This window comes from Microcoleus sp. bin48.metabat.b7b8b9.023, from assembly GCF_013299185.1.
GTDB lineage: Bacteria > Cyanobacteriota > Cyanobacteriia > Cyanobacteriales > Microcoleaceae > Microcoleus.
Window position 1 is genome coordinate 1 of sequence record NZ_JAAFKG010000023.1, and the last position, 20,398, is coordinate 20,398.

At 45.9% G+C, this 20,398-nt stretch carries 16 protein-coding genes and 1 pseudogene; 8 read left to right on the forward strand and 9 right to left on the reverse strand.

Annotated elements, in window-relative coordinates:
• Positions 1 to 455: 455 nt before the first annotated feature.
• Positions 456 to 1,397 carry a DNA methyltransferase gene (locus QZW82_RS14850; RefSeq protein WP_293149355.1) on the reverse strand — a complete coding sequence of 314 codons (942 nt, stop codon included), beginning with the start codon at positions 1,395 to 1,397 and terminating at the stop codon, positions 456 to 458.
• A 363-nt stretch (positions 1,398 to 1,760) separates the two neighbouring features.
• A complete protein-coding gene (locus tag QZW82_RS14855; RefSeq protein WP_366665027.1) occupies positions 1,761 to 4,403 on the reverse strand; it encodes an endonuclease MutS2 in 2,643 nt (880 codons plus the stop codon).
• A 557-nt stretch (positions 4,404 to 4,960) separates the two neighbouring features.
• Between QZW82_RS14855 and QZW82_RS14860 the strand changes: the two genes are divergently transcribed.
• On the forward strand, positions 4,961 to 6,229 hold the full coding sequence (locus tag QZW82_RS14860) for an ATP-binding protein (protein WP_293149359.1): 1,269 nt from the start codon (positions 4,961 to 4,963) through the stop codon (positions 6,227 to 6,229).
• Positions 6,230 to 6,582: 353 nt separating this feature from the next.
• Here QZW82_RS14860 and QZW82_RS14865 read toward each other — a convergent pair whose 3' ends face one another.
• Positions 6,583 to 7,278, reverse strand: a complete 696-nt coding sequence (locus QZW82_RS14865; RefSeq protein ID WP_293149361.1) for an A/G-specific adenine glycosylase — start codon at positions 7,276 to 7,278, stop codon at positions 6,583 to 6,585.
• 238 nt (positions 7,279 to 7,516) lie between these two features.
• On the opposite strand from QZW82_RS14865, the gene QZW82_RS14870 reads away from it, so the two are divergent.
• Positions 7,517 to 9,097: an aldehyde dehydrogenase family protein gene (locus tag QZW82_RS14870; protein ID WP_293149363.1), complete on the forward strand. Its 1,581-nt coding sequence runs from the start codon at positions 7,517 to 7,519 to the stop codon at positions 9,095 to 9,097.
• A 268-nt stretch (positions 9,098 to 9,365) separates the two neighbouring features.
• Positions 9,366 to 9,713, forward strand: coding sequence for a DUF779 domain-containing protein (locus tag QZW82_RS14875; RefSeq protein WP_293149364.1), 348 nt, complete (start codon positions 9,366 to 9,368; stop codon positions 9,711 to 9,713).
• 140 nt (positions 9,714 to 9,853) lie between these two features.
• Here the strand turns inward: QZW82_RS14875 and QZW82_RS14880 are convergent, their stop codons facing one another.
• From QZW82_RS14880 to QZW82_RS14890, 3 genes are all read right to left on the reverse strand, one after another.
• Positions 9,854 to 10,348: a hypothetical protein gene (locus QZW82_RS14880; protein ID WP_293149366.1), complete on the reverse strand. Its 495-nt coding sequence runs from the start codon at positions 10,346 to 10,348 to the stop codon at positions 9,854 to 9,856.
• Positions 10,349 to 10,656: 308 nt separating this feature from the next.
• The gene (locus QZW82_RS14885; protein ID WP_293149368.1) at positions 10,657 to 11,727 is read right to left on the reverse strand and encodes an FAD-dependent monooxygenase; all 1,071 of its coding nucleotides are present in this window, start codon (positions 11,725 to 11,727) and stop codon (positions 10,657 to 10,659) included.
• A gap of 463 nt (positions 11,728 to 12,190) precedes the next feature.
• Positions 12,191 to 12,742, reverse strand: a complete 552-nt coding sequence (locus QZW82_RS14890; RefSeq protein ID WP_293149370.1) for a DUF2854 domain-containing protein — start codon at positions 12,740 to 12,742, stop codon at positions 12,191 to 12,193.
• Between the two features lie 734 nt (positions 12,743 to 13,476).
• Between QZW82_RS14890 and QZW82_RS14895 the strand changes: the two genes are divergently transcribed.
• Together QZW82_RS14895 and QZW82_RS14900 are read left to right on the forward strand one after the other, a co-directional pair.
• Positions 13,477 to 13,737 (forward strand): hypothetical protein, encoded by a 261-nt coding sequence (locus QZW82_RS14895; RefSeq protein ID WP_293149372.1) that lies wholly within the window; start codon positions 13,477 to 13,479, stop codon positions 13,735 to 13,737.
• Positions 13,738 to 13,916: 179 nt separating this feature from the next.
• Positions 13,917 to 14,087, forward strand: a complete 171-nt coding sequence (locus QZW82_RS14900) for a hypothetical protein (RefSeq protein WP_293149374.1) — start codon at positions 13,917 to 13,919, stop codon at positions 14,085 to 14,087.
• A gap of 358 nt (positions 14,088 to 14,445) precedes the next feature.
• On the opposite strand, the gene ppk1 is transcribed toward QZW82_RS14900, so the two are convergent.
• A complete protein-coding gene (ppk1, locus tag QZW82_RS14905) occupies positions 14,446 to 16,629 on the reverse strand; it encodes a polyphosphate kinase 1 (protein ID WP_293149376.1) in 2,184 nt (727 codons plus the stop codon).
• A 276-nt stretch (positions 16,630 to 16,905) separates the two neighbouring features.
• Here ppk1 and QZW82_RS14910 point away from each other — a divergent pair.
• A pseudogene (locus tag QZW82_RS14910) lies at positions 16,906 to 17,368 on the forward strand (IS1 family transposase); the annotation flags it as partial.
• A gap of 103 nt (positions 17,369 to 17,471) precedes the next feature.
• Here the strand turns inward: QZW82_RS14910 and QZW82_RS14915 are convergent.
• Positions 17,472 to 18,011 carry a hypothetical protein gene (locus QZW82_RS14915; protein ID WP_293149378.1) on the reverse strand — a complete coding sequence of 180 codons (540 nt, stop codon included), beginning with the start codon at positions 18,009 to 18,011 and terminating at the stop codon, positions 17,472 to 17,474.
• Positions 18,012 to 18,037: 26 nt separating this feature from the next.
• On the opposite strand from QZW82_RS14915, the gene QZW82_RS14920 reads away from it, so the two are divergent.
• A complete protein-coding gene (locus tag QZW82_RS14920; protein ID WP_293149380.1) occupies positions 18,038 to 18,256 on the forward strand; it encodes a hypothetical protein in 219 nt (72 codons plus the stop codon).
• A gap of 128 nt (positions 18,257 to 18,384) precedes the next feature.
• Here the strand turns inward: QZW82_RS14920 and QZW82_RS14925 are convergent, their stop codons facing one another.
• Positions 18,385 to 19,077, reverse strand: a complete 693-nt coding sequence (locus QZW82_RS14925) for an iron-containing redox enzyme family protein (protein WP_293149382.1) — start codon at positions 19,075 to 19,077, stop codon at positions 18,385 to 18,387.
• A gap of 305 nt (positions 19,078 to 19,382) precedes the next feature.
• Here QZW82_RS14925 and QZW82_RS14930 point away from each other — a divergent pair, with 305 nt between their 5' ends.
• A complete protein-coding gene (locus QZW82_RS14930; protein WP_293149384.1) occupies positions 19,383 to 19,874 on the forward strand; it encodes a PAS-domain containing protein in 492 nt (163 codons plus the stop codon).
• Positions 19,875 to 20,398: the final 524 nt, after the last annotated feature.

The window sequence follows — 20,398 nt, forward strand, 5'->3', positions numbered from 1 at the left end:
GGCAATGGTAATTTTAGGTTTGAGTTTCATACAGGTAAACCCTAATTAAATAATTTGTAGTTACTCAACAATTATTCTCCAATATACCATATTCTGCTAATCTAAAGTTTAGATGCGTTCGCCCTGGCGCAGAGGGAAGAGTATTGCGAGGGTTTTGGATGTCGTAAAAAACCTTTTATCCCTCCCCTCTCTGTGTTCTCTGTGTTCTCTGCGGTAAAATCTTCTTAATATCTACTTCACCTCTTTATCATCCAAAAATCGTCAGATGAAATTAATCAAAAGCATTAAGTAAACCGTATTGACTTCTAATTACGAACCAGTATTTTTAATACTTAGACAAGATAATTTGCCCGCAGCTATTACAGGCTGCCAAGTAGGGACTTGGAGAATTTACACTGGCGATGCTTCCTTTGAGTTTATACAAACAATAAGCGGCTTTGATTTAAAGTCATTTCTTACTGAAAGAGTGGGAGAATTCCCTGTACACCGCTAAAACTATCAAGGCGCTTGTTGATAATCTCTATGTAGTCAGGTACTATTTCAATACCAACATATTTAATCCCAAATTCTTGTGCAGCCAGTAATGTAGTTCCCGATCCTGCGAAAGGATCGATTAGAATAGAATTTTCCAAACGCGGTACAAATATTTCAACTAGCTTTCTCATGAGAGCGATCGGTTTTACTGTGCAATGGACGTTAAACTCCTCGGTTTTCTCGCGCTGTATACCTTCTAAAATATTAGACTGAAAACCACCGAACCGATCTTTAGTATAAAATAGACCAGTACCATACTCTTGTAGAGTTTCTAAGTAATTATTGACCAGTGGTTTTTGAAGAACGCAGATTGCTTCCCATTCGTTCCTCAGACAACTGTGCCAACCATCCCATTTTTCAGGATTTTCATATCCTTTCTTCTCGAACTGTTGTTTGATATTGACACCTTTAGGGATACCACTGGATCTTTTATAAACAAGCATATCTCTCGCATAGAATCCAGCATTTTCAAGTGCTACTTGTACGTGAGCAACAGTTCGCGTGCTGTTGAAAACTAAAACTGTCGCACCCGGTTTGCAAATCCGAAAAAGCTGCTCGCCCCACTCAAAACACCACTTCTCATAATCCAGAGTGTTGTTACGATTCCTTTGATACCATTTTTCGTTTCTGACTCCACCTGCTAAACCACTGCCATAGGGAATGTTTTTAACAAGAGTTTTATTTCCCTTGCCATTGACTTTTTCAATACGCCTTTGAATTTCTGAGTCATCCCATTTATGACCAATAAATTCATAATTATAAGGTGGGTCAGTGATACACGCAGAAATATAATTTTCTGGCAATGCTTTCATCACTTCGCGACAGTCACCAACCAAAACTTCATTTGAGGGAGCTTTTTTCATGAGTCGGGCAGTTACTCAAGTGGGAAATCAATCTTCAATTATGCCACATTTGCAGTATATAGTGAATCTAAATGAGTCGTGAAACTCTCTTCTCTTTCCGAACTTCGCGTTCTTTGCGTCTTCGCGGTTCGTTTAAAACTGTTTTTCCACAACTCATTTACACTCCCTATAGGCAGTCCAAATCATAGGTTCATTGCAGCTTGTTTTGCTGCATACAAACATATAATTATGAGTCAACCGGAAATATAGCCTTTCTCAAAAAGATGAGGTATTACTGAGAGCTTGTATAACCGCCTAAACTAAGAGGGCTGAAGCCCAACAACATACCTCATCTTTCTGATAACCGCTATACCTAAATCCTGACTATTTCAAATAAACCAACGTCACGCCTCCACCTCCTTCTTTTTGACTGGCGAGCTCGTAGCGAGAAACCTGCGGGTGAGTGTCCAGAAATTCGTGAACTCCGCGCCGCAACTGTCCCGTACCTTTGCCGTGAATTATCCACAGCGCGCCGTATTCGACTGCTTTGGAGAGAGCTCTGTCGATTTCGATTTCGGCATCGGAGACTCTGGCGCCCCGGAGGTCGATCGAATTATTAGCAGTCCGAATGGCAATTTCGGGATTGGGTTTTGCTGGTTCCGACGCTGCTTGTTTAGCTTTGGCGGTAGCGGCTGCTTGAGCTGCCGCCTTGGCTAATTGAGCTTTGGTTTCCGGTTTTTGACCGTCGAGGGATTCAATTTCTGCCAGTTTGACCGTCATTTTCATAATCCCAAACCGCACGCTCAACTCTTCGTTAGCATCGGGGCCGCTGAGGACTTCGGCGGTTTGGCCCAGGCTGGGAATGCGGATGCGATCGCCCGTTTTTGGCATAAAACCCGGTTTTGGTTTCGCCGGTTGCTTCCGAGAGGGCAGGTGTTTTTGGGAAATTTGATTTAAGGTTTCTGTTGCCATTTGGGCATTTTGAGCCGTTTGGTCGCCCGCCTGCAAGCGACGAATAATTTGAGCAATTTCTGATTTTGCCGATCCTATTGCCTCATTTACTGCCACTTCCTGAGCTATTTTTAGTTCTCGCTCCCGCTCTTGCAAAGCCGCTGCTTTTTGAGAAACTTCCTTGTGCAGTTTTTCGGTTTGGTGCAGCAGTTGAGTTGCTTCTCTGGCCTTGGTTTCCTGTCTCCGGCGCTGGGCTTCTAGTCCTGCAATCACTTGATTGACATCTTGAGATGCTCCGCCGACATAGGTTTGAGCTTCATCGACTATGGATGCTAGCAAACCGAGTCTTTTAGCAATAGTTAGGGCGTTGGAACGTCCGGGAATTCCCCACAGCAAGCGATAGGTTGGCTGCATCGAACTGTCGTCAAATTCTACTGAGGCATTTTCAAAGCGGGAGTCTTGATATTTGAGGGCTTTGAGTTCGCCAAAGTGGGTAGTTGCGATTGTTAATAGGGAATGTTGGGCGAGATATTGCAATAGGGCGATCGCCAATGCGCTACCTTCAGATGGGTCTGTCCCCGCTCCTACTTCGTCTAACAAAACTAAAGATTTGGGAATTGGGAATTGGGCATCGGGCATGGGGAATTGGGCATTGGGAATTGGGGATTCGGAGTTTTCTTCCCCTTCTTCTGCTCTTTCTGCTTGCCTTTCTCCTTCTTTTTCTCCTGTTTTCAATACTTCTAAAATGCGGCTGATGCGGCGGATGTGACCGCTGAAAGTAGACAAACTTTGCTGCAAAGATTGTTCGTCACCAATATCGGCAAGAATATTGTCGAACCAAGGCAATTCTACGGGTTCGCGGGCGGCGACAAACATTCCGGCTTTGGCCATTAAAGCTGCCAATCCCAAGGTTTTGAGGGTGACAGTTTTGCCGCCGGTGTTCGGGCCGGTGATGGCGACTACGCGGATCTGGGGGCTGATGGTTAAATCGACGGGTACGACTGCAAAGCCTTGTTCGTGTTGTTGCTGCCAAACTAATAGGGGATGGCGCAATTGACGGAGGGTAATTGGCGATCGCAGATTGCGAATTAATACTTGGCTTTTTTCTGCTTGTTCCTCATCTAAATTTTCATCACCCGAATTTTCATCATCTAATTTTTCTGTATTTTTTGGTGCTAATTCTGGCTCTCCCAAATCGATAAATTTCGGCGGGTTTGCTTGGAGCCAATAACCGTAGCGCGCTTTAGCCGCAGCTAAATCTATAGTTGTTACTACCACCACCAATCTGTCTAAATCTGGTTTGACTGCTGCGACTTGCTCGGTGAGGGCGCGGAGGACTGCTTCTTCTTCGGCTTGTTCTTGCCGGAGCAACTGCCGCATTTGGTTGTTAAGATTGACTGTGTTGTGGGGTTCTACGTACAGTGTCGCGCCGCTGGCGGAGGAGTCGTGAACGATGCCCGGTATAGCATCTTTTTGGGGAGCTTTTACCGGAATCACAAAGCGCGAGCTTCTTTGAGTAATTACCTGTTCTTGAACGGCGTTGGATTGGCGCTGTAAAATTCCTTGCAATATTTGATAAATGCGATCGCGCAACTGTCGCATTTGCACTCGAATTCCTGCTAATTTAGGAGTGGCGCGATCGGCTACTTGAGCGCGATCGTCTATACAGCGATGGATTTCTTGCTCGATTTCGGGATAAGTCCGCAGTTGCGATGCCAGTTCTTTGAGCGTCGGCACATCGGGCGCAGAGTCAACAATCCGGCGCAATTGCCTTGCTCCGGCCAGGGTTGTAGCAATTGCGAGCAATTCTTCGCCCCCGAGCAAACCTTGAAGTTCGGCTCGTTGCAGGGCAGAGCCGATGTCTTGGATTCCTTCAAAACTCAAAGCACCGCCAGGGCGGCTTTCTAACTGGTAAGCTTCCTGAGTTTGGGCCTTGAGTTCGGCTGTTTGAGCTTGAGTTGCTGGGATTTGGAGGTCGAGGGCGGCCGCGACGCCGAGTTTAGTAGCAGCGAAGGTAGCCAAGTGCTGACACAGGCGCGGCCATTCTAATAGTTCTAGTGTTTCGGATTGAATCAAAGTTGAGGTGGTGTTGGTGATTGGCATTCCCAGGCGCTGACCGAGAAGGTTGATTTGACGATACTATTAATTAATTTTAAAGTTTTTTATGGTTTCCGGGCGCAACTTGAGAAAGTATCTGGGATAACCGTCAGTATATTTTCCATTTTTGGATTTGAGATTTGAGATTTATTGCACAGGTGAATCTGCGAACTTTAACGGGGTCTAAATTTGTGGGATCTCCACGACTCCTGTCGGGGGCTGGTATCTGTTTGCGGGCGGGTGACAAATTAGCAAGGCGAGAATTTGTATTTTTGGGTTCGCCGTCTCAAATTATACATTCTACTGATACCTGTTTGGCAAAACGATGCAACTGTAGGCCCGCAATCCAAATCATTATCCAGTAAGTCCTGCCAAATCTCAAATCTCCAATCTAAAATCTCAAATGGTATGAGCATTTTTGCTGTTGAGGGAGCTAGCATCTACTGTTTTTTGCTGGGATTAAACTATTTTGTTTTAAATATGTCCGGGTAATTGTGGCGGTTGTATCCTAAAGAGAAAGTTGTGGAGCTGGTGTTATGGCAAAAATTCTGACGATCGCAGATAGTGTGACTTGGGAAGTCGTCCAAGAGTTACTGGAAAAGGAGGGACATCAGCTAAAAGTCGCTTCCGACGGCAAAGATGGTTTTGATATGGCGAGGGAATTCTCCCCGGATGCGATCGTTTGCGATGGGACTTTGCCTCAAATTCACTGGTTGGAGGTGTGTCGGCTGGTGAAAGCCGATTCCCTACGGGATAGCTTCGCTTCACGAGAATTGAGTACAGGCTATTTTTTGCTGCTGATAACACCCGAGCAATTTGCAGAAGTTCAAGAATTGGACGCGCGGGTTGACGATTTTGTGTTGAAACCGATAGTGAAGCAAGAATTTTTGGGGAGGCTGCGGGCGGGATTGCGCGAGCGCGAGTTGAGGCTAGAGTTGGCACGAACTCAGCAAGAATTGCAACTGTCGCGCGATCGATCGCTGGAAAGTGAAAAGATGTCCAACTTGGGGGAATTAGTGTCTGGTATTGCCCACGAAATTAACAATCCAATTACTTTTATTTACAGCAATCTCACCCACGTCCAAAGTTACGCTACCGATTTAATTGAACTACTGCGATTGTATCAAAAACAGCTCGTCAATCCTGACGCGGAAATTATGCAAAAACAGCAAGATATGGATGTGGAATTCCTGCTCGACGACTTGTTGAAAATTGTGAGTTCCATGCGTACCGGGAGCGATCGCATCCGCCAAATAATCTTATCGGTACAGGATTTTTCCCGCAGCGATCGCTCTGGCTGGCAGTTATTCGATATTTCCGACGGTTTAGAAAACACTCTGTTGTTGTTGCAGCACCGCTTACCGGCACGGGAGGGAAGGCGGGATATCAAGGTGATGAAGGAATACGGAAATTTGCCGCAAGTTGAGTGTTACGCGGGTCAGCTCAATCAAGCTTTTCTGAATGTGATCGATCGCGCGATCGATGCTTTGGAAAAGTCGAGTCAAGAGTTGGAAGAGTCGGAATCAGTTAAATTTAAGCCTGTGATTTTGATTAGCACTCATGTAATCGACGGTCAGCGGATTGCGATTGAGATTGCTGATAACGATCTGGCAACTAGCGAAGATATCGCAGCCCAATTTTCCGATCAATTTTTGAGGGAGACGGCTGCGGAAAGTAGCAGCCTTTTCGGACTGGCTATCAGCTATCGGATAATTGTAGAGCAGCACAAAGGAGAGTTAAAGTGTTTTTCTGAGCCGGGGAAAGGTACTAAGTTTCGGATAGAAATCCCGCTCAGGCACAGTTAATCTTAAGGTACGTTGTTGGGCTTCAGCCCTCTTTCCTAATTTTATAAAGAGCGCTGAAGCGAACTACATACCTTTAGAAATTCCGCTGCGACACAGTTAATCTTAAGGTACGTTGTTGGGCTTCAGCCCTCTTTGAGATATATATGAAAGAGCGCTAAAGCGCAAGAACGTACCTTATTTGTTAATTGAGTTGAGCAATTAGCTGATTTCAGCGCTGTTTTTTTTAGATAAGCAAAGAGCGCTGAAGCGCAACAACGTACCTTGTACCTTATTTGTTAATTGAGTTGAGAAATTAGGTTATTTCAGCGCTTTTTCCTAATCTTATAAAGAGCGCCCAAGCGCAACAACGTACCTTATTTGTAATCGCACTGCTGTTGCAGCGGACACTCGTCGCAGCGGGGGTTTTTGGCAGTGCAAACCGCCGCCCCAAAGTCCAGCAATCCTAGATTCCAAGGCCCGACTTCCCGTTTGGGAGCGACTCTTTCTGCGGCTTCCCAAAGTTCGGGCGAGCGCGATTTTACCTTGCCGCCATCAAGCCCAAAAAAACGCTCCAAAATCCGAGCAACATTCGTATCGAGCACGGCTTTTGGCTGTCCGAAAGCATTAGCGCAAACCGATCGCGCAATGTACTTCCCAACTCCGGGAAGTTCCAGCAACTGAGCTTCAGTACGCGGTACATTTCCCTGATAATTTTCCAGGATCACCAGCACCGACTCCCGCAGCTTTTGCGCCCGAAAAAACAGACCCAAAGGCTGCAACAAACTAGCAACTTCTTCCACAGGCGCGATCGCCAGATCCTCCACAGTTGGATATCGACGGACAAATTCTTGATAAACCGGAGCAACGGTAGCAGCAGTAGTTTTTTGCAACAGCAACTCAGCTACTAAAATCGCGTAGGGGTCGCAGGTGCGGCGCCAAGGAAAATCGCGGAAATTCTCCTGGGCCCAAGCTTTCAGCCGGCGGCGGAACCACCGGACTTTCGCAGCGTTCAAATGCTTTGACCCAGATCCGACATCAGAATCAAAAACAGCGGCATTTAATGCAGGCATTTGATTTGTAATTTGGATAAATTGCCAAGTTTATATTTATATAATAGCAGATTTAAAGGATTTGTAAAAAACTCTTTTTCTTTCTCTTTCTCTGCGTACTCTGCGCTCTCTGCGGTTAATAAAAAAAATATTATCAACCACCAGTCATACCCAGAAACCTAGAAACAATATTAATTTCAAACAATGTCAAAATGTAAAATTTTGTATAGCAAACAGCACAACTGCCTAAAAATAGATCATGCTGGGTATTCAAGAGACTTCAATCGCCCGCAAAAACAAATTTAAATCAGGTAATAAAATGGTAGTAGCAGCACCTGTTCAATCCGGCAGTCAGTCAATTTTTCAAGCTCGTTACGACAACTTTATTGGCGGCAAGTGGGTAGCACCGGTGAAGGGGAAATACTCGGAAAACCTTTCTCCAATTACCGGAAAATCAATTTGTCAAATTCCCCGATCGAGCGCGGAGGATGTAGAATTGGCACTGGATGCCGCCCACGCTGCGAAAGACAAGTGGGGTAAGACTTCCCCCGCAGACAGGGCGCGGGTGTTGCACAAGATTGCCGATCGCATCGAAGAAAACCTCGATCGCCTCGCCATCGCCGAAACCTGGGACAACGGCAAACCAATTCGCGAAACCAGACTAGCAGACATCCCGCTGGCGATCGACCATTTCCGCTACTTCGCAAGCTGCATTCGGGCCCAAGAAGGGTCGATCGGCGAACTCGACGAAAACACCGTCGCCTACCACTTCCACGAACCCCTAGGCGTCATCGGACAAATCATCCCCTGGAACTTCCCAATCCTCATGGCTGCGTGGAAACTCGCCCCAGCCCTCGCCGCCGGCAACTGCGTTGTCCTCAAACCAGCAGGGCCAACCCCCGCATCCATCCTAGTATTGATGGAAATCATCGCCGACTTAGTACCGGATGGCGTCATCAACGTCGTCAACGGCCCCGGTGCCGAAATCGGCAAAACCCTCGCCACCAGCCCCCGAATTGCCAAAGTAGCCTTCACCGGTGAAACAACCACGGGCCGGCTGATCATGCAGTACGCCTCCCAAAACGTCATCCCCGTCACCCTAGAATTAGGCGGAAAATCGCCCAACATTTTCTTTGAGGATGTCTGCGCCCAAGATGACGAATTCCTCGACAAAGCCGTCGAAGGATTGGTGATGTTTGCTTTCAACCAAGGCGAAGTTTGCACCTGTCCTTCGCGGGCGTTAATTCAAGAGTCGATTTACGATCGATTTATAGAAAGGGCGATCGATCGCATCCGCCAAATCAAACAAGACAACCCACTAGATCCAACAACCGCCCTCGGCGCCCAAGTCTCAGTCAGCCAGATGGAAAAAATCGCCGAATACGTCAAAATCGGGCGTGAAGAAGGCGCAGAATGCTTGATTGGTGGCGAAAGAAAAATCTTATCCGGCGACTTAAAAGACGGTTATTATTTCCAGCCGACAGTCTTCAAAGGAAACAACAAAATGCGAATTTTCCAAGAAGAAATCTTCGGCCCAGTATTAGCAGTCACCACCTTCAAAGACGAAGCCGAAGCCTTAGAAATTGCCAACGATACCCTCTACGGTTTAGGCGCCGGAGTTTGGACGCGCGACATCAACACCGCCTACCGCATGGGCCGCGCCATTCAAGCAGGCCGCGTGTGGACAAACTGCTATCATTTGTATCCCGCCCACGCAGCCTTCGGCGGCTACAAATCATCAGGTATCGGCCGCGAAAACCACAAAATGATGTTGGATCACTACCAACAAACCAAGAACTTATTAGTCAGCTACAGCCCGAAAGCATTAGGCTTCTTCTAAAAAGGTACGTAGTTGCGCTTCAGCGCTCTTAGATTATCTAAACAAGAGCGCCAAATCGAAAAAACCAAACCAATAACTTCTTCTAAAAAGGTACGTAGTTGCGCTTCAGCGCTCTTAGATTATCTAAAAAAAAGAGTGCTCGATCGAAAAAACCAAACCAAGAACTTCTTCTAAAAAGGTACGTAGTTGCGCTTCAGCGCTCTTAGATATACAAACAAGAGCGCTAAAGCGCAACTACGTACTTAATTACCATACAATAACTTCTCCCATGGAAACAATCCCCAAAGTCACAGCCACAGAAGCCGCCTTAAAACTAATAGAATACCTCAAAACCCAGCACGGAGAATTGATGTTTCACCAATCGGGCGGCTGCTGCGATGGTAGTTCTCCCATGTGCTATCCCAACGGGGAATTAATCGTCGGCGATGGCGATGTATTGCTGGGAAAACTAGACGGTTGTCCCTTTTATATTGCAGCACAGCAATACGAACATTGGCAGCACACGCAGTTAATCCTAGACGTAGTACAGGGGCCCGGAGGCAGCGATTTTTCCCTGGAAGGGCCCGAGGGAGAGCGTTTTATTACTCGTTCTCGCTTGTTTGTCAATGTTGGGTAACTCTGTTTAGCCTCTTGTTTGGACTAAAGAAATTTTATTTTAAATGAACCACACCAGCGCCAGAGAACGCAGAGAAAGAGAACAGAGAGATATCTTATTGATGTTGACAATCTCGGCGTTTTTTGCTAGATGTACTTTGTTTAGGGCAAGCGCGTTTCCTCAATAAAGGAAAGCCCATCAAAAAAACCATTCTTAAAAACTTGAGTGCTGCGAACTCGATAATTTTCGTCTACTAAAGTAATTATTTCCACAAAGGTAATCAGGGTATTATCTTGAGTTTTATTTGACCGATAGCACATGGTATCCTGGCCCGCATCCCAGGCGATCGCCGAAAAATCAGAATAACTACCGGAAGACAGTTTCAGAATCCGTTCTTCAAACTCTCCTTGAAACTTAAGCTGGAGGCGAGAACCGTCTGAGTATTCATAATTGTTAACTTGATGGTACTGATTGCCTTGAATCCAGATGGTAAAATTAGCGAAGAAACTGCGATCGAAATGTCCGCGAGTATCGGTCTTAATAAACTCACCTTGCCAAGTGCCAATATGACGGGTAAAAATTTCCGGTACTTTCTCCAAATCGGGAAAACTCACAGGGGTAACTAAATTGTCACGAATTACAGGATTGTTACTCATTACTCGATCTCCAGTTTTTTGCGACACCTGATTTACTTAAAACTGATATCATCTCGGGTGAATTACAATAATAAAAGTTCGTAGTGCGGACTTTAGTCCGCAGCTTTTTGCGGACTGAAGTCCGCACTACGAACCCATTTTATTGCGGTCAATCGACCGGACATGATATGACGCAGAAATCTAGTTGATTTCATCATTAAACCACCTAGAGTTTGTTGAGCTGTACAGCATTTAATTAAATTGTAGATTTCAATTCCATCTCTCCCTCTCCCCATCTCCCTCTCTCCCCCTCTCCCCCTCTCTCTTTCTTAACGACGGCCAACTTTCTGACTAATTTCTCGGCTGCTGCGTTGATATTCGTGGACAATTGGGAGTCTTTCAGTTTGGAAGTTTTCCAGGGCTTCGGGAATATTCGCACTATTTGCGAGATGTTTTGCTAAATACAAACCATCTTCCCAACCGGAAGTCATTCCTCTGGCGCGTGTGGAACTTTTGGCGTGGGCTGCATCTCCAATTAAGATAACACGACCATCGTAGATTTTCGGCAGGGGGTCAATGTCATAAGAAAAACGACAGACAATATTTTCTAAAGGCGTTGATTCTATAATTTTTCGGGCATCTTCTGGGAGTTTTGCTAGTTCTTCGGGAGGAATGGTAATATTGGTAGGTTGCAGTTTCCCGATTTCAGATTCAGTGCGCTCTTTTTCAATAAAGAAACCCCAATGAGTGCGACCTCCACCGATGTGAAAGAAGTTGGCATAAATTCCCCTACCCCGTACATAAACAAAAAAGTTTCCTTCGGGACAGAAGCTGTTATCTTCGACTATTCCCCGCCAGACGACATCGCCTAAATAAAATAGTTCTACGTTAGGAACTATAAATTGACGGACTTTTGAGACAATGCCATCGGCACCAATTAATAGATCGCCTTCCCATTTTGTGCCATCTTTAAAGTGGGCGATCGCACTGTGGTCGGTTTGGGCGATCGATGCCAATTCTGCATTAAAATGAATGCACTCGGGGGGTAAGTCGTCAAGGATTGCTTCTAATATAGCTTTGCGGTGTACCAGCATTGCTGGGACTTCGCTTTCTTCGTAGGTGACGTGCTCGGAATTGATGACACCGCCGCGCAGGTTGCGAAACTCGAATAATTTAACTCGATCGCCCGAGTTGATAATTTTTTGGGTAATTTGAGCGTTGCCTTGATGCAGTGCTTCCATGCCTGCTTGCACGATCAGAATACCACAGCCATCGGTACGCGGATAGGATGCTTTTTCAAACAAGTCAACTTTAAACCCTTGTTGAATCAGCAAAATTGCCAGATAAGCTCCTGATGTTCCTGCGCCGATAATACCTATCCTGGTTTGGGACGGAACCATTTGTGCTTCTCCTGATTTAAAGATTGCGATCGCCCTCAAGTAATATTATAATTACATAAAATAAGATTTGGGCTAGGTCTGGATCGGCGATCCTCTTCGAGGTCTTCGCTAACGAGCTTTTGGCGATCGCCACAGGTTTCAAGCAGCCACTAAAATCAGTATTAGAAGTGAGCCAGGATTCATAATTAAGATTGTGTCAGCTCTAACGACCATATTGGTTTGTAGTGAGGACTTTAGTCCTAGGGAAAGAAGGACTAAAGTCCGAACGATCGAACCGTTGCCAGGATTAATAATTAAGATCGTGTCAGATATAACGACCATATTGTTTTGTAGTGAGGACTTTAGTCCTAGGGAAAGAAGGACTAAAGTCCGAACGATCGAACCGTTACAGATTGCTGTCAATCGACCGGACATAATATAATGGGTGAGTTGAAAATTATCGCACTCACAACTTAAGGCTGGTTTAAGCTTTAGGAGTGGTAATTAAAGCCAATTCAATTTTGTCATCAGGCTTTTGAGTAACTTTTGCGTCCAAACCTGGGCCAAAAAATTTACCTATTTTTTCTTGCTTTTCTTCCCAAAGTTCGATCGACAGCAGCGGCGAATAAAACTCTAGAATTAACGCATAAGCACCGTCAATATCAACTTCCCGCAAGCTTTGGAGGAGGGGGCGTTCCTCGTCTGTCGGGGCCATTCCCAAGCGTTCCAGAGCGTCATCTAAGTGGGCGGGTTGGCCGTAACGAAATCGGGTGATATCTTTGCGGACTTGGTTTTGAGTATCCGTAGCCTGACTTTCTCTCAACAGGAGAACTTCAGGAGAAGTCGGTTCGGTAAACTCCACTGGTTCGAGTTCGGCTGCTTTCAGGGCCAAACCTCCCAGCAACAGGGGAATTCCATAAAAAAAACCGGCTAGGTTGAGGGTAGCTTGGTCGGTGAAGTAGGCATAGAACCCGACTACTGCTAAAATACCGCCCACCACTAAGGCTAGGCTTGCTAAAGAAATTTTACGTAACATATTAGTGAGGTAAGTAGCTGGAATCAACAATATACTTTAATTATTATCGGGCAAGAAGTCTTGAATAAATTTAGTTTTTTTGCCAAAATACCGGTCAAAACTGCTAGCATCTATGAGAGCGGGTTCTCTGTGCATCCACAATCTTGTCTCTAGCTTCAAAAAAATATCCCGCTTTCCCTCGCCGCGGCGCCACCGATAAAGATCCGGTTAATTGGGTGCCGTTGGTTCCAGAAGGTAATCGAGATCGGCAGTATCATCAAAGTATAGAGAGCGGCGATCGCGATCGACGCTCTTGCCCTTTCAACTAATTTTAGGACGCCAGGAACTCCGAGGCTCAAGCCACGCTCGCTTGTAAGAAATTGCAAGCTGTTCCCATCGGACACCTTGTAAAAGGAGACGTTATTTAGGTCAGGAGACGGGCGAATGCGACGCTAGTTTTGGGCTCTGTCATCTGCAATTAAACAGTGTTGCAGGTCTAAAAAGCCTTGATAACCAGGTTGAAGCGAACATTACCCCCCTAAGGGAGGCTCCTGCCGGAACGAACATGATGCGATTGCGAGTTGTAAGATTTTGAGATGGTAATTGTCAAGCTCGAAAGTACAGTACAAGAGGACTAACTAAACCCTTACAACTCGCCCGGTGGTAATGGACAGATTCAAGGCGGTTGCAACCGCCGTGTCGTTTTTCTCTCAAGGCTAAAGCCACTCTCGTTTCCCACTTACCGAGTTTTTTTTATGATTAAAGACGAAGACAAACAGACTGCGGTCGCCAACAAGTCTGTTCTCGACCAGATTAACTCGCTCAAACGCGAAGATGAAAGGCTTTATAATATTTTAGCGATCGATGTCTGGGCTCTAGCCAAGACAATGGATGAATATCAACCTGGATTTTGGGCTGCTTTCATGAAAAACCGCGAAAAGGCCCTGAAGCGATTTTTAGCTGAAATGATGAAAAACAAAGCCGCAGATAGCAAACGTCCGCCTTTTCTGCGCTGAAGTTTTGATGTACAATCAAACTATAACACAGACTAAAAAAACCAGATCGCGCTCATCACTTCTATATAAAAATAGTAAAGGATTGGCGCCGAAAGGCACGTCGGTGAATTAAGAATTCTCGTCTGTTCGCAGGGGGGAAAGTCAAATATTTTTGTTAATACTAGCCAAGGCAAAAAACAATGGATGTACAGACAATCAAAGAGCGCGTAGCAGAAATCGAAGTCAAGCGGGAATCCCTCGTGCGGCTGTTAGATCGATCGGACTTGGGAGCCCTGAGAATAGATGTCAGTCAGGCGATCGAGGAAATTGATGATTTGTTAGAAGAATTCAAACGCACTTTTGACAGTTGACAGTTGTTAGTTGACAGTTGTTAGTTGACAGTTGACAGTTGACAGTTGACAGTTGACAGTTGACAGTTGACAGTTGTTAGTAGTGATTAGTAACGGACGTGTCAATTATTGACTAAATACGGTAAAAAACCGGGTTTCTACCAGTTTTGGTTGAGTAACGATAAATCTCGGAAGAAACCCGGTTTCTGAACTCGGTGCGGGTAGGTAAGAAACCGGGTTTCTACGAGTTTTGGGTTGAGTAACGATAAATCTCGGAAGAAACCCGGTTTCTGAACTCGGCGCGCGCATCCTACCATACTTGTCAACAGTCAACAGTCAACTGCCAACAGTCAACAGTCAACAGTCAACAGTCAACAGACTAATTCATCGCCATATCCATCAAAATCTGTTGAGAGCTCACTTCCGGGTTATTAGCAGGCGGGCGTCGCTGAGAATAGTGTCCCCCAGGCTGCAAATCCCAAGCTTGACGGTTGTCCGCCAGCATCACACCTAAAATTTCTTGCAATTCCATTACTATAGTCGGATCTTCCACTTGGACGATCGCCTCAACCCGCCTGCTAAGATTGCGCTGCATCCAGTCAGCAGAACCAATATACACCTCTTCGCTGCCACGGTTGAAAAAATAAAACATCCGCGAATGCTCTAAAAAGCGGCCGATAATACTGATAACTCTGATATTGTCGCTAACACCCTCAACGCCCGGACGCAAACAGCAAATCCCGCGAATAATCAAATCAATTTTAACTCCCGCTTGCGAAGCTTCGTACAAAGCAACAATAATTTGAGGGTCAACTAAAGCATTCATTTTAGCGACAATCCGGCCGCAGCTACCAGTGCCGCTTTCCGCATTCAAGCGGCATTCGTCGGCCTCGCGGCGGATTAATGCTAAAAAACGATCGCGCATATTGACAGGCGCCACCAACAATTTACGATAAGATAACTGCCGCGAATAACCGGTTAAATAATTAAACAAGTCTGTCAAATCCGCACCCAAATCCTCGCGACAACTCAACAAACCGACATCCGTATACAATCCTGCTGTTTTGGGATTGTAATTTCCCGTGCCGATGTGGACGTAGCGGCGAATGCAACCGTCCTCGCGGCGGACTACCATCACAACTTTGGTGTGGGTTTTGAGTCCCACCAAACCGTAAACGACGTGGACTCCCGCTTGTTCTAACTTGCGCGCCCAATTAATGTTATTTTCTTCATCAAACCGGGCTTTGAGCTCTACTAAAACAGCTACTTGCTTGCCGTTTTCCGCTGCTTGAATTAAGGCGCTGACGATCGGCGAATCACCAGAAGTGCGGTATAAAGTCATCTTAATCGCTAACACCGAGCGATCGTTCGCCGCCTCAGTAATAAACCGCTGCACAGTCGCTGCAAACGAGTGATAGGGATGGTGTAGCATGATATCCCCTCGACGGATGGCCGTAAAAATATCCTCACCATCCTCAACATCCAACATCGATTTGCCTAAAATCATTGGCGATTCCGAATTCCGCAAGCGTGGCGGCACCACCGGAGTCCAAGGCGGGTCTTTGAGTTCCGGCACAGGCAGCCCCACAAAAGACATCAAATCCTTGAGGCCTAGCAGCCCCTCCACGGCGTAAACATCCTGCTCGCCGAGTTCCAACTCATCCATCAGCATATCTCGCAGCGCAAGCGGCATAATCGCTGGAATTTCCATCCGTACCGCAGAACCTGTAAACCGGCGCTTGCGGAGTTCCTGTTCAATCGCCAGCAGCAAATCATCTGCTTCATCTTCCTCGACAGTCAAATCGGAATTGCGAGTAATCCGAAACGGGTGATATTCCTGAATATCCATCCCCGGAAACAAAGCCTCTAAATTGTGGGCGATTACCTGTTCTAAAGGTACCCCCGTCCACACAGGAGTTTTGCCCCTTTGCTGCCACTGCAAATCTGCCGGTAAGGGCAAAAATCTCGGCAAAACCTGGGGTACTTTAACCCGTGCAAACAATTCCTCGCGGGTGTCGGGATCTCTAACAACTACTGCTAAATTGAGGCTGAGATTGGAGAGGAATGGGAATGGGTGACTGGGGTCAACTGCTAGGGGAGTGAGTACGGGAAATACTTGTTCTTTGAAGTAACGGTGCAAGTAATTTCGTTGTTCTTGATTGAGGTCAATGTAGTCAAGAATGTGGATGCCGCTTGCTGCTAATTTGGGTCGCAGAGTTTGGTCAAAATAGGCGTGTTGCTGAGTCACCATCGGCAAAAGCCGCTTGTTGATGGCATCTAGCTGTTGTTGGGGCGTGCTGCCGTCGGAGGTCAATTTGCTGACTTTGGCTTCTACTTGCTGTCTGAGGGCTGCTACGCGCACCATGAAGTATTCGTCTAGGTTTGAGCTAAAAATAGCGAGAAATTTAAGTCTTTCGAGGAGGGGCGTGCGGGGGTCTAGGGCTTCGTGGAGCACGCGGTTGTTGAATTCTAACCAGCTTTGTTCTCGGTTGAAGTAGTATTGAGGGTCGCTGAGGTTGATTTCGGTGTAGGTTTTGGCTGGGGTCTTTTTTGGCTTGGACATGGTTTGCGGGGGTCTTGCGGGGAGGCTCGATCGTATCTTTACCATTAGTATCGCAGTAGTATTGGGGTAGCGGCGCAGTAGCGGGTGATTGAAATCGCGTTTAGACAGAGTAGGGGGCGATTGAAATCGGGCCGACACGAGACTTTACCCGACGGGAACGGGTTGGAAGGGCGATCGAGCTTTATGATTGATGATAGAATCTTGGCGTTGCTGAACTAGAGTATGATAAAATGATCGTCGGAGCGTCAAAAATCACACACATTTAAAAAAAATATTATGCAATGCCCGGAATGTCAGTCAACCCATATCAATAAAAATGGTCACAAAAAAGGCAAGCAGAATTATATTTGCGTTAGATGTAAAAGACAATTTATAAATGATTATCAGTTTCAAAAAGGATACTCGGAAGAAGTGAAACGCGAATGTCTAAAAATGTATGTTAATGGCATGGGTTTTCGAGCCATTGAAAGAGTCAACAATGTACATCATACTACAATTATTAATTGGGTAAAACAAGCTGGAGAACTCTTGCCAAATTGTTACGAGGAGAGAAACGACTCCTTCGGTTGGAGAATTAGATGAATTACAAACATTTGTCGGTTCAAAAAAAAATAAAACCTGGCTGTGGACGGCGGTAGACCATTTTAAGCCAGGTATTTTAGGATGGGTTTTGGGCGACCATAGCGCCAAAACTTTTGAGCCGTTATGGGAAATTGTTAGTAAATGGAACTGCTATTTTCGGCGTTGCTGATTTATGGTATGAACGACTGAATATGAAAAAATGAAACAAGCGAGTCAATCAATATAGCTGAGTTTTCAAGTTATCGATTTTCATACCTTGATTAAGCAACGCCGTATTTATTGGGGATTGTCGGTTCTACCCAAGGTTCCTCGAACTTCTGAGCTTCCGAGAACTTTCCCCAAACTCGGTAAGCCGCATCCCTCTCCCCCTTCCACCCCCGGTGGTTTTTCTTGAGGGGTAGGGGTTTTGTCGGGCAGTGACCGTAAACCGTCAGCGGTTGACCCAATGCCGTGTGCCAGGGAAAAGTAACGTATGCTTCCCACTTGCGGGTCAATACTCCCACTTCTTCGGCAACCTCTAAGTCGTAATTCTGCTCCTTGAGCGCTGCTGCAACTTCATCCTTGCTGCGGTAGTAGCCCAACCCCAACTGAGCGATCGCCTCTCGACTCATGCTCCTCTCGGCAATCAAGTGGTTGAGGGCGCCACTTCCTACTTCGCCCCACAGCCAATCCCGGCACTGGGCGTACACCGCAGCCAGTATCCCCCGGCGCATCTCCCACTTCGCTGCTATTTCTATTTCCCTAGGGCTGTGTTCGCGTTCGGGCAGCGCTGCTCCCACCCTCGAAGCTGCTTCCCGCAAAGCTTCTACCCAATCAATGGCGGTGCATGGAAGTGATTGCCGGGTTGCGTCCGCGTAGCGAGTGCGCTAGCGTGGTTCGCATCGTTTCCCAAGAGAATGACTTTGAAACAAGAAGGATGAGAGAAGAACATCCGCTCTTGAGGATCGAACGAGCCTTATCTGAGCTCAAGGACGAGACTGAGGAAAATCAAGTAATGCTGTTGGTAGCAGGCCATTTGAGAGAATCGCAGCGCAAAGTTGGTTGAAGGCTGAAAGGCTCGGGTATGGCAACATTCACCTCAAGGCGTGGAATAGCAGCAAAAAGCTAATCGAAAACACAACCACCACTGGGCGCCACCGCTTATTTTGCTGCTATCAATGCGGGCGATCGCAACTACTTTGTCAAAGCTGCAACTTTTGAAAGCTCGTGTTTGTCCCCGGTAGTTTTGTTACCGAGAAGGCTCCAAGAGTCCAGCATCTGACCGTACAAACAAGTCATTTCCCAAGCAATCCGAGCGTAGACCTTACCCAAAGATGAGTCTTTCTCGCATTGAGGAATCAGGTCAAGTCCCATTGCTAGGTGCTGTTGGTCAATCTGATTATGGATTTGCCAGTAGCGACCCGCTTGCAGCCCCAGCTTTGCAAGCTTCGGACTTGCTGCACAGAAGAAGTCATAGGACACCCCTTCTGAGATTAAATTCAGTGTAATGATTTGGTGTGCGTTTGATTCGCGCAGGACTGAACGAAAGCAATATGCGTTTACTGATATGGTTTCAAGGGTTGCCGGCACGTTAGTTGGATTCTCATCTGGTTCCAGAAAATCATATGTGTGCATCCACTCAATTAGCCGTTCGCAGTGATCGACTTCCTCCATCGCATGTCGGGCAAAGCACCCTTGGTAATGAGGGTCGTGGCACATGGCATGGCGCAGAGATAGCGCAGAGGTAAAATCGCGGGATAGGTGATATAACTGGCGAATCCAGCCTCTAATCTCCTCTGGCTTTGAAGTCACTGCCAAGGTTTCGTAAAAATGTCCATTTCGGAGGTGACTCCGATATTCTTCTGCCAAACTTAACAGCCACTGCATAGATCCACTCCTGCCGTATAATTTTACTTTGACTAGATTTGGTGCCTTTAGGGGGCGAAATTTGTTAAGCGCCAGTATATTATAATAAAGCAGTATACTAAAACCAGTCAAGTAGACTAATGCCCCTTGAGTGGCCCTACCGTGTTCTATTCTTTTTTCTCTCATTGCCAGACACGTAAGCGTTGCGATCGGAAAACCGATCCCAGGCCTTTGTGAAAGTGTCAGTTCTGCGTCTGTCCTGACATAGTGAAATTTATTCGTACCGACCTACCTATTTTATGGGCTGATCGTGCAACCAGAGCAAGTTGCTTCCCAACTCTGTTAGACTTGCTTTAGGTATGCTTCATGAAAAATACCCAAACATCACAAGTATGAGCAAATTGTATCAAGGGCAAAGTCAATCTAATACGGGAATTCTTGTAGTCGATAATAACAGAAGAATAGTGAGTATAAATCGAAATTTTATAGAGTTGTGGAGTCTCCCAAAATACGTTATAGACTCACAAAACGAGTTCCAAGCTTTAGAGTTAGCTTCTCACTATTTAGAAGAACCTCAAAAATTTGTCAAACAAATAACAGAAGTATACCAAAAGCCGGAATTGGATATTTATGCAATTATTAAATTTAAGTGCGGTCGGCTGTTAGAGATATCTTCTCAGTCGCAATGGATTGAAGAACAATATGTAGGGAGAGTCTGGAAAAGTCGCGAACCTGACAAATTCATATTTGATGAGCCAAAATCAATAGTTTATATTTGCCCTGATTTTTTTAGACCTCTCCCAAAAAGAAATAGTTGATCGATCGCTCTTAAAGTATAATGAAATTTTACCCCCTCTCAACATGAGCCAGCTTCGAGAATATCTTGAAAAGCATCCATCCGAGACTCAAAGAATGTTGGGCATAGACTACGACCAATTAATACAACTAATTCCAAATGCCGAAAATATGTATGCTCGTCAAAAAGAGCCAATAAATCAAAGGCTCAAAAAAGAATCTTTGTCGAACATCTAATTAGATTACTAAAAATCTGGAGAGTAGCATCAGAAAGATTTCGCTGAAACTCGAAAAATTACGATCGAATAATTTTAGTGGTATGTAAATTAGTAAGATGGCGAATAGGTGCGATCGTTATGTGTCAATAAAAGTCCCTACAAGCTGAAAAAAAATAGTAAAATTTAGGTCATGAAACCGGGCAGTTTTTATCGCTCGACCGTTGAAACCCTTATTGAAGCGTTGGTTTTGGCAGCCAGGCCCTTGAGCAGGGCTGTTTCATTCTCAGACGAATCATCGTTTTGTAGGGGTAGTGCCCCGTGCCTACCCT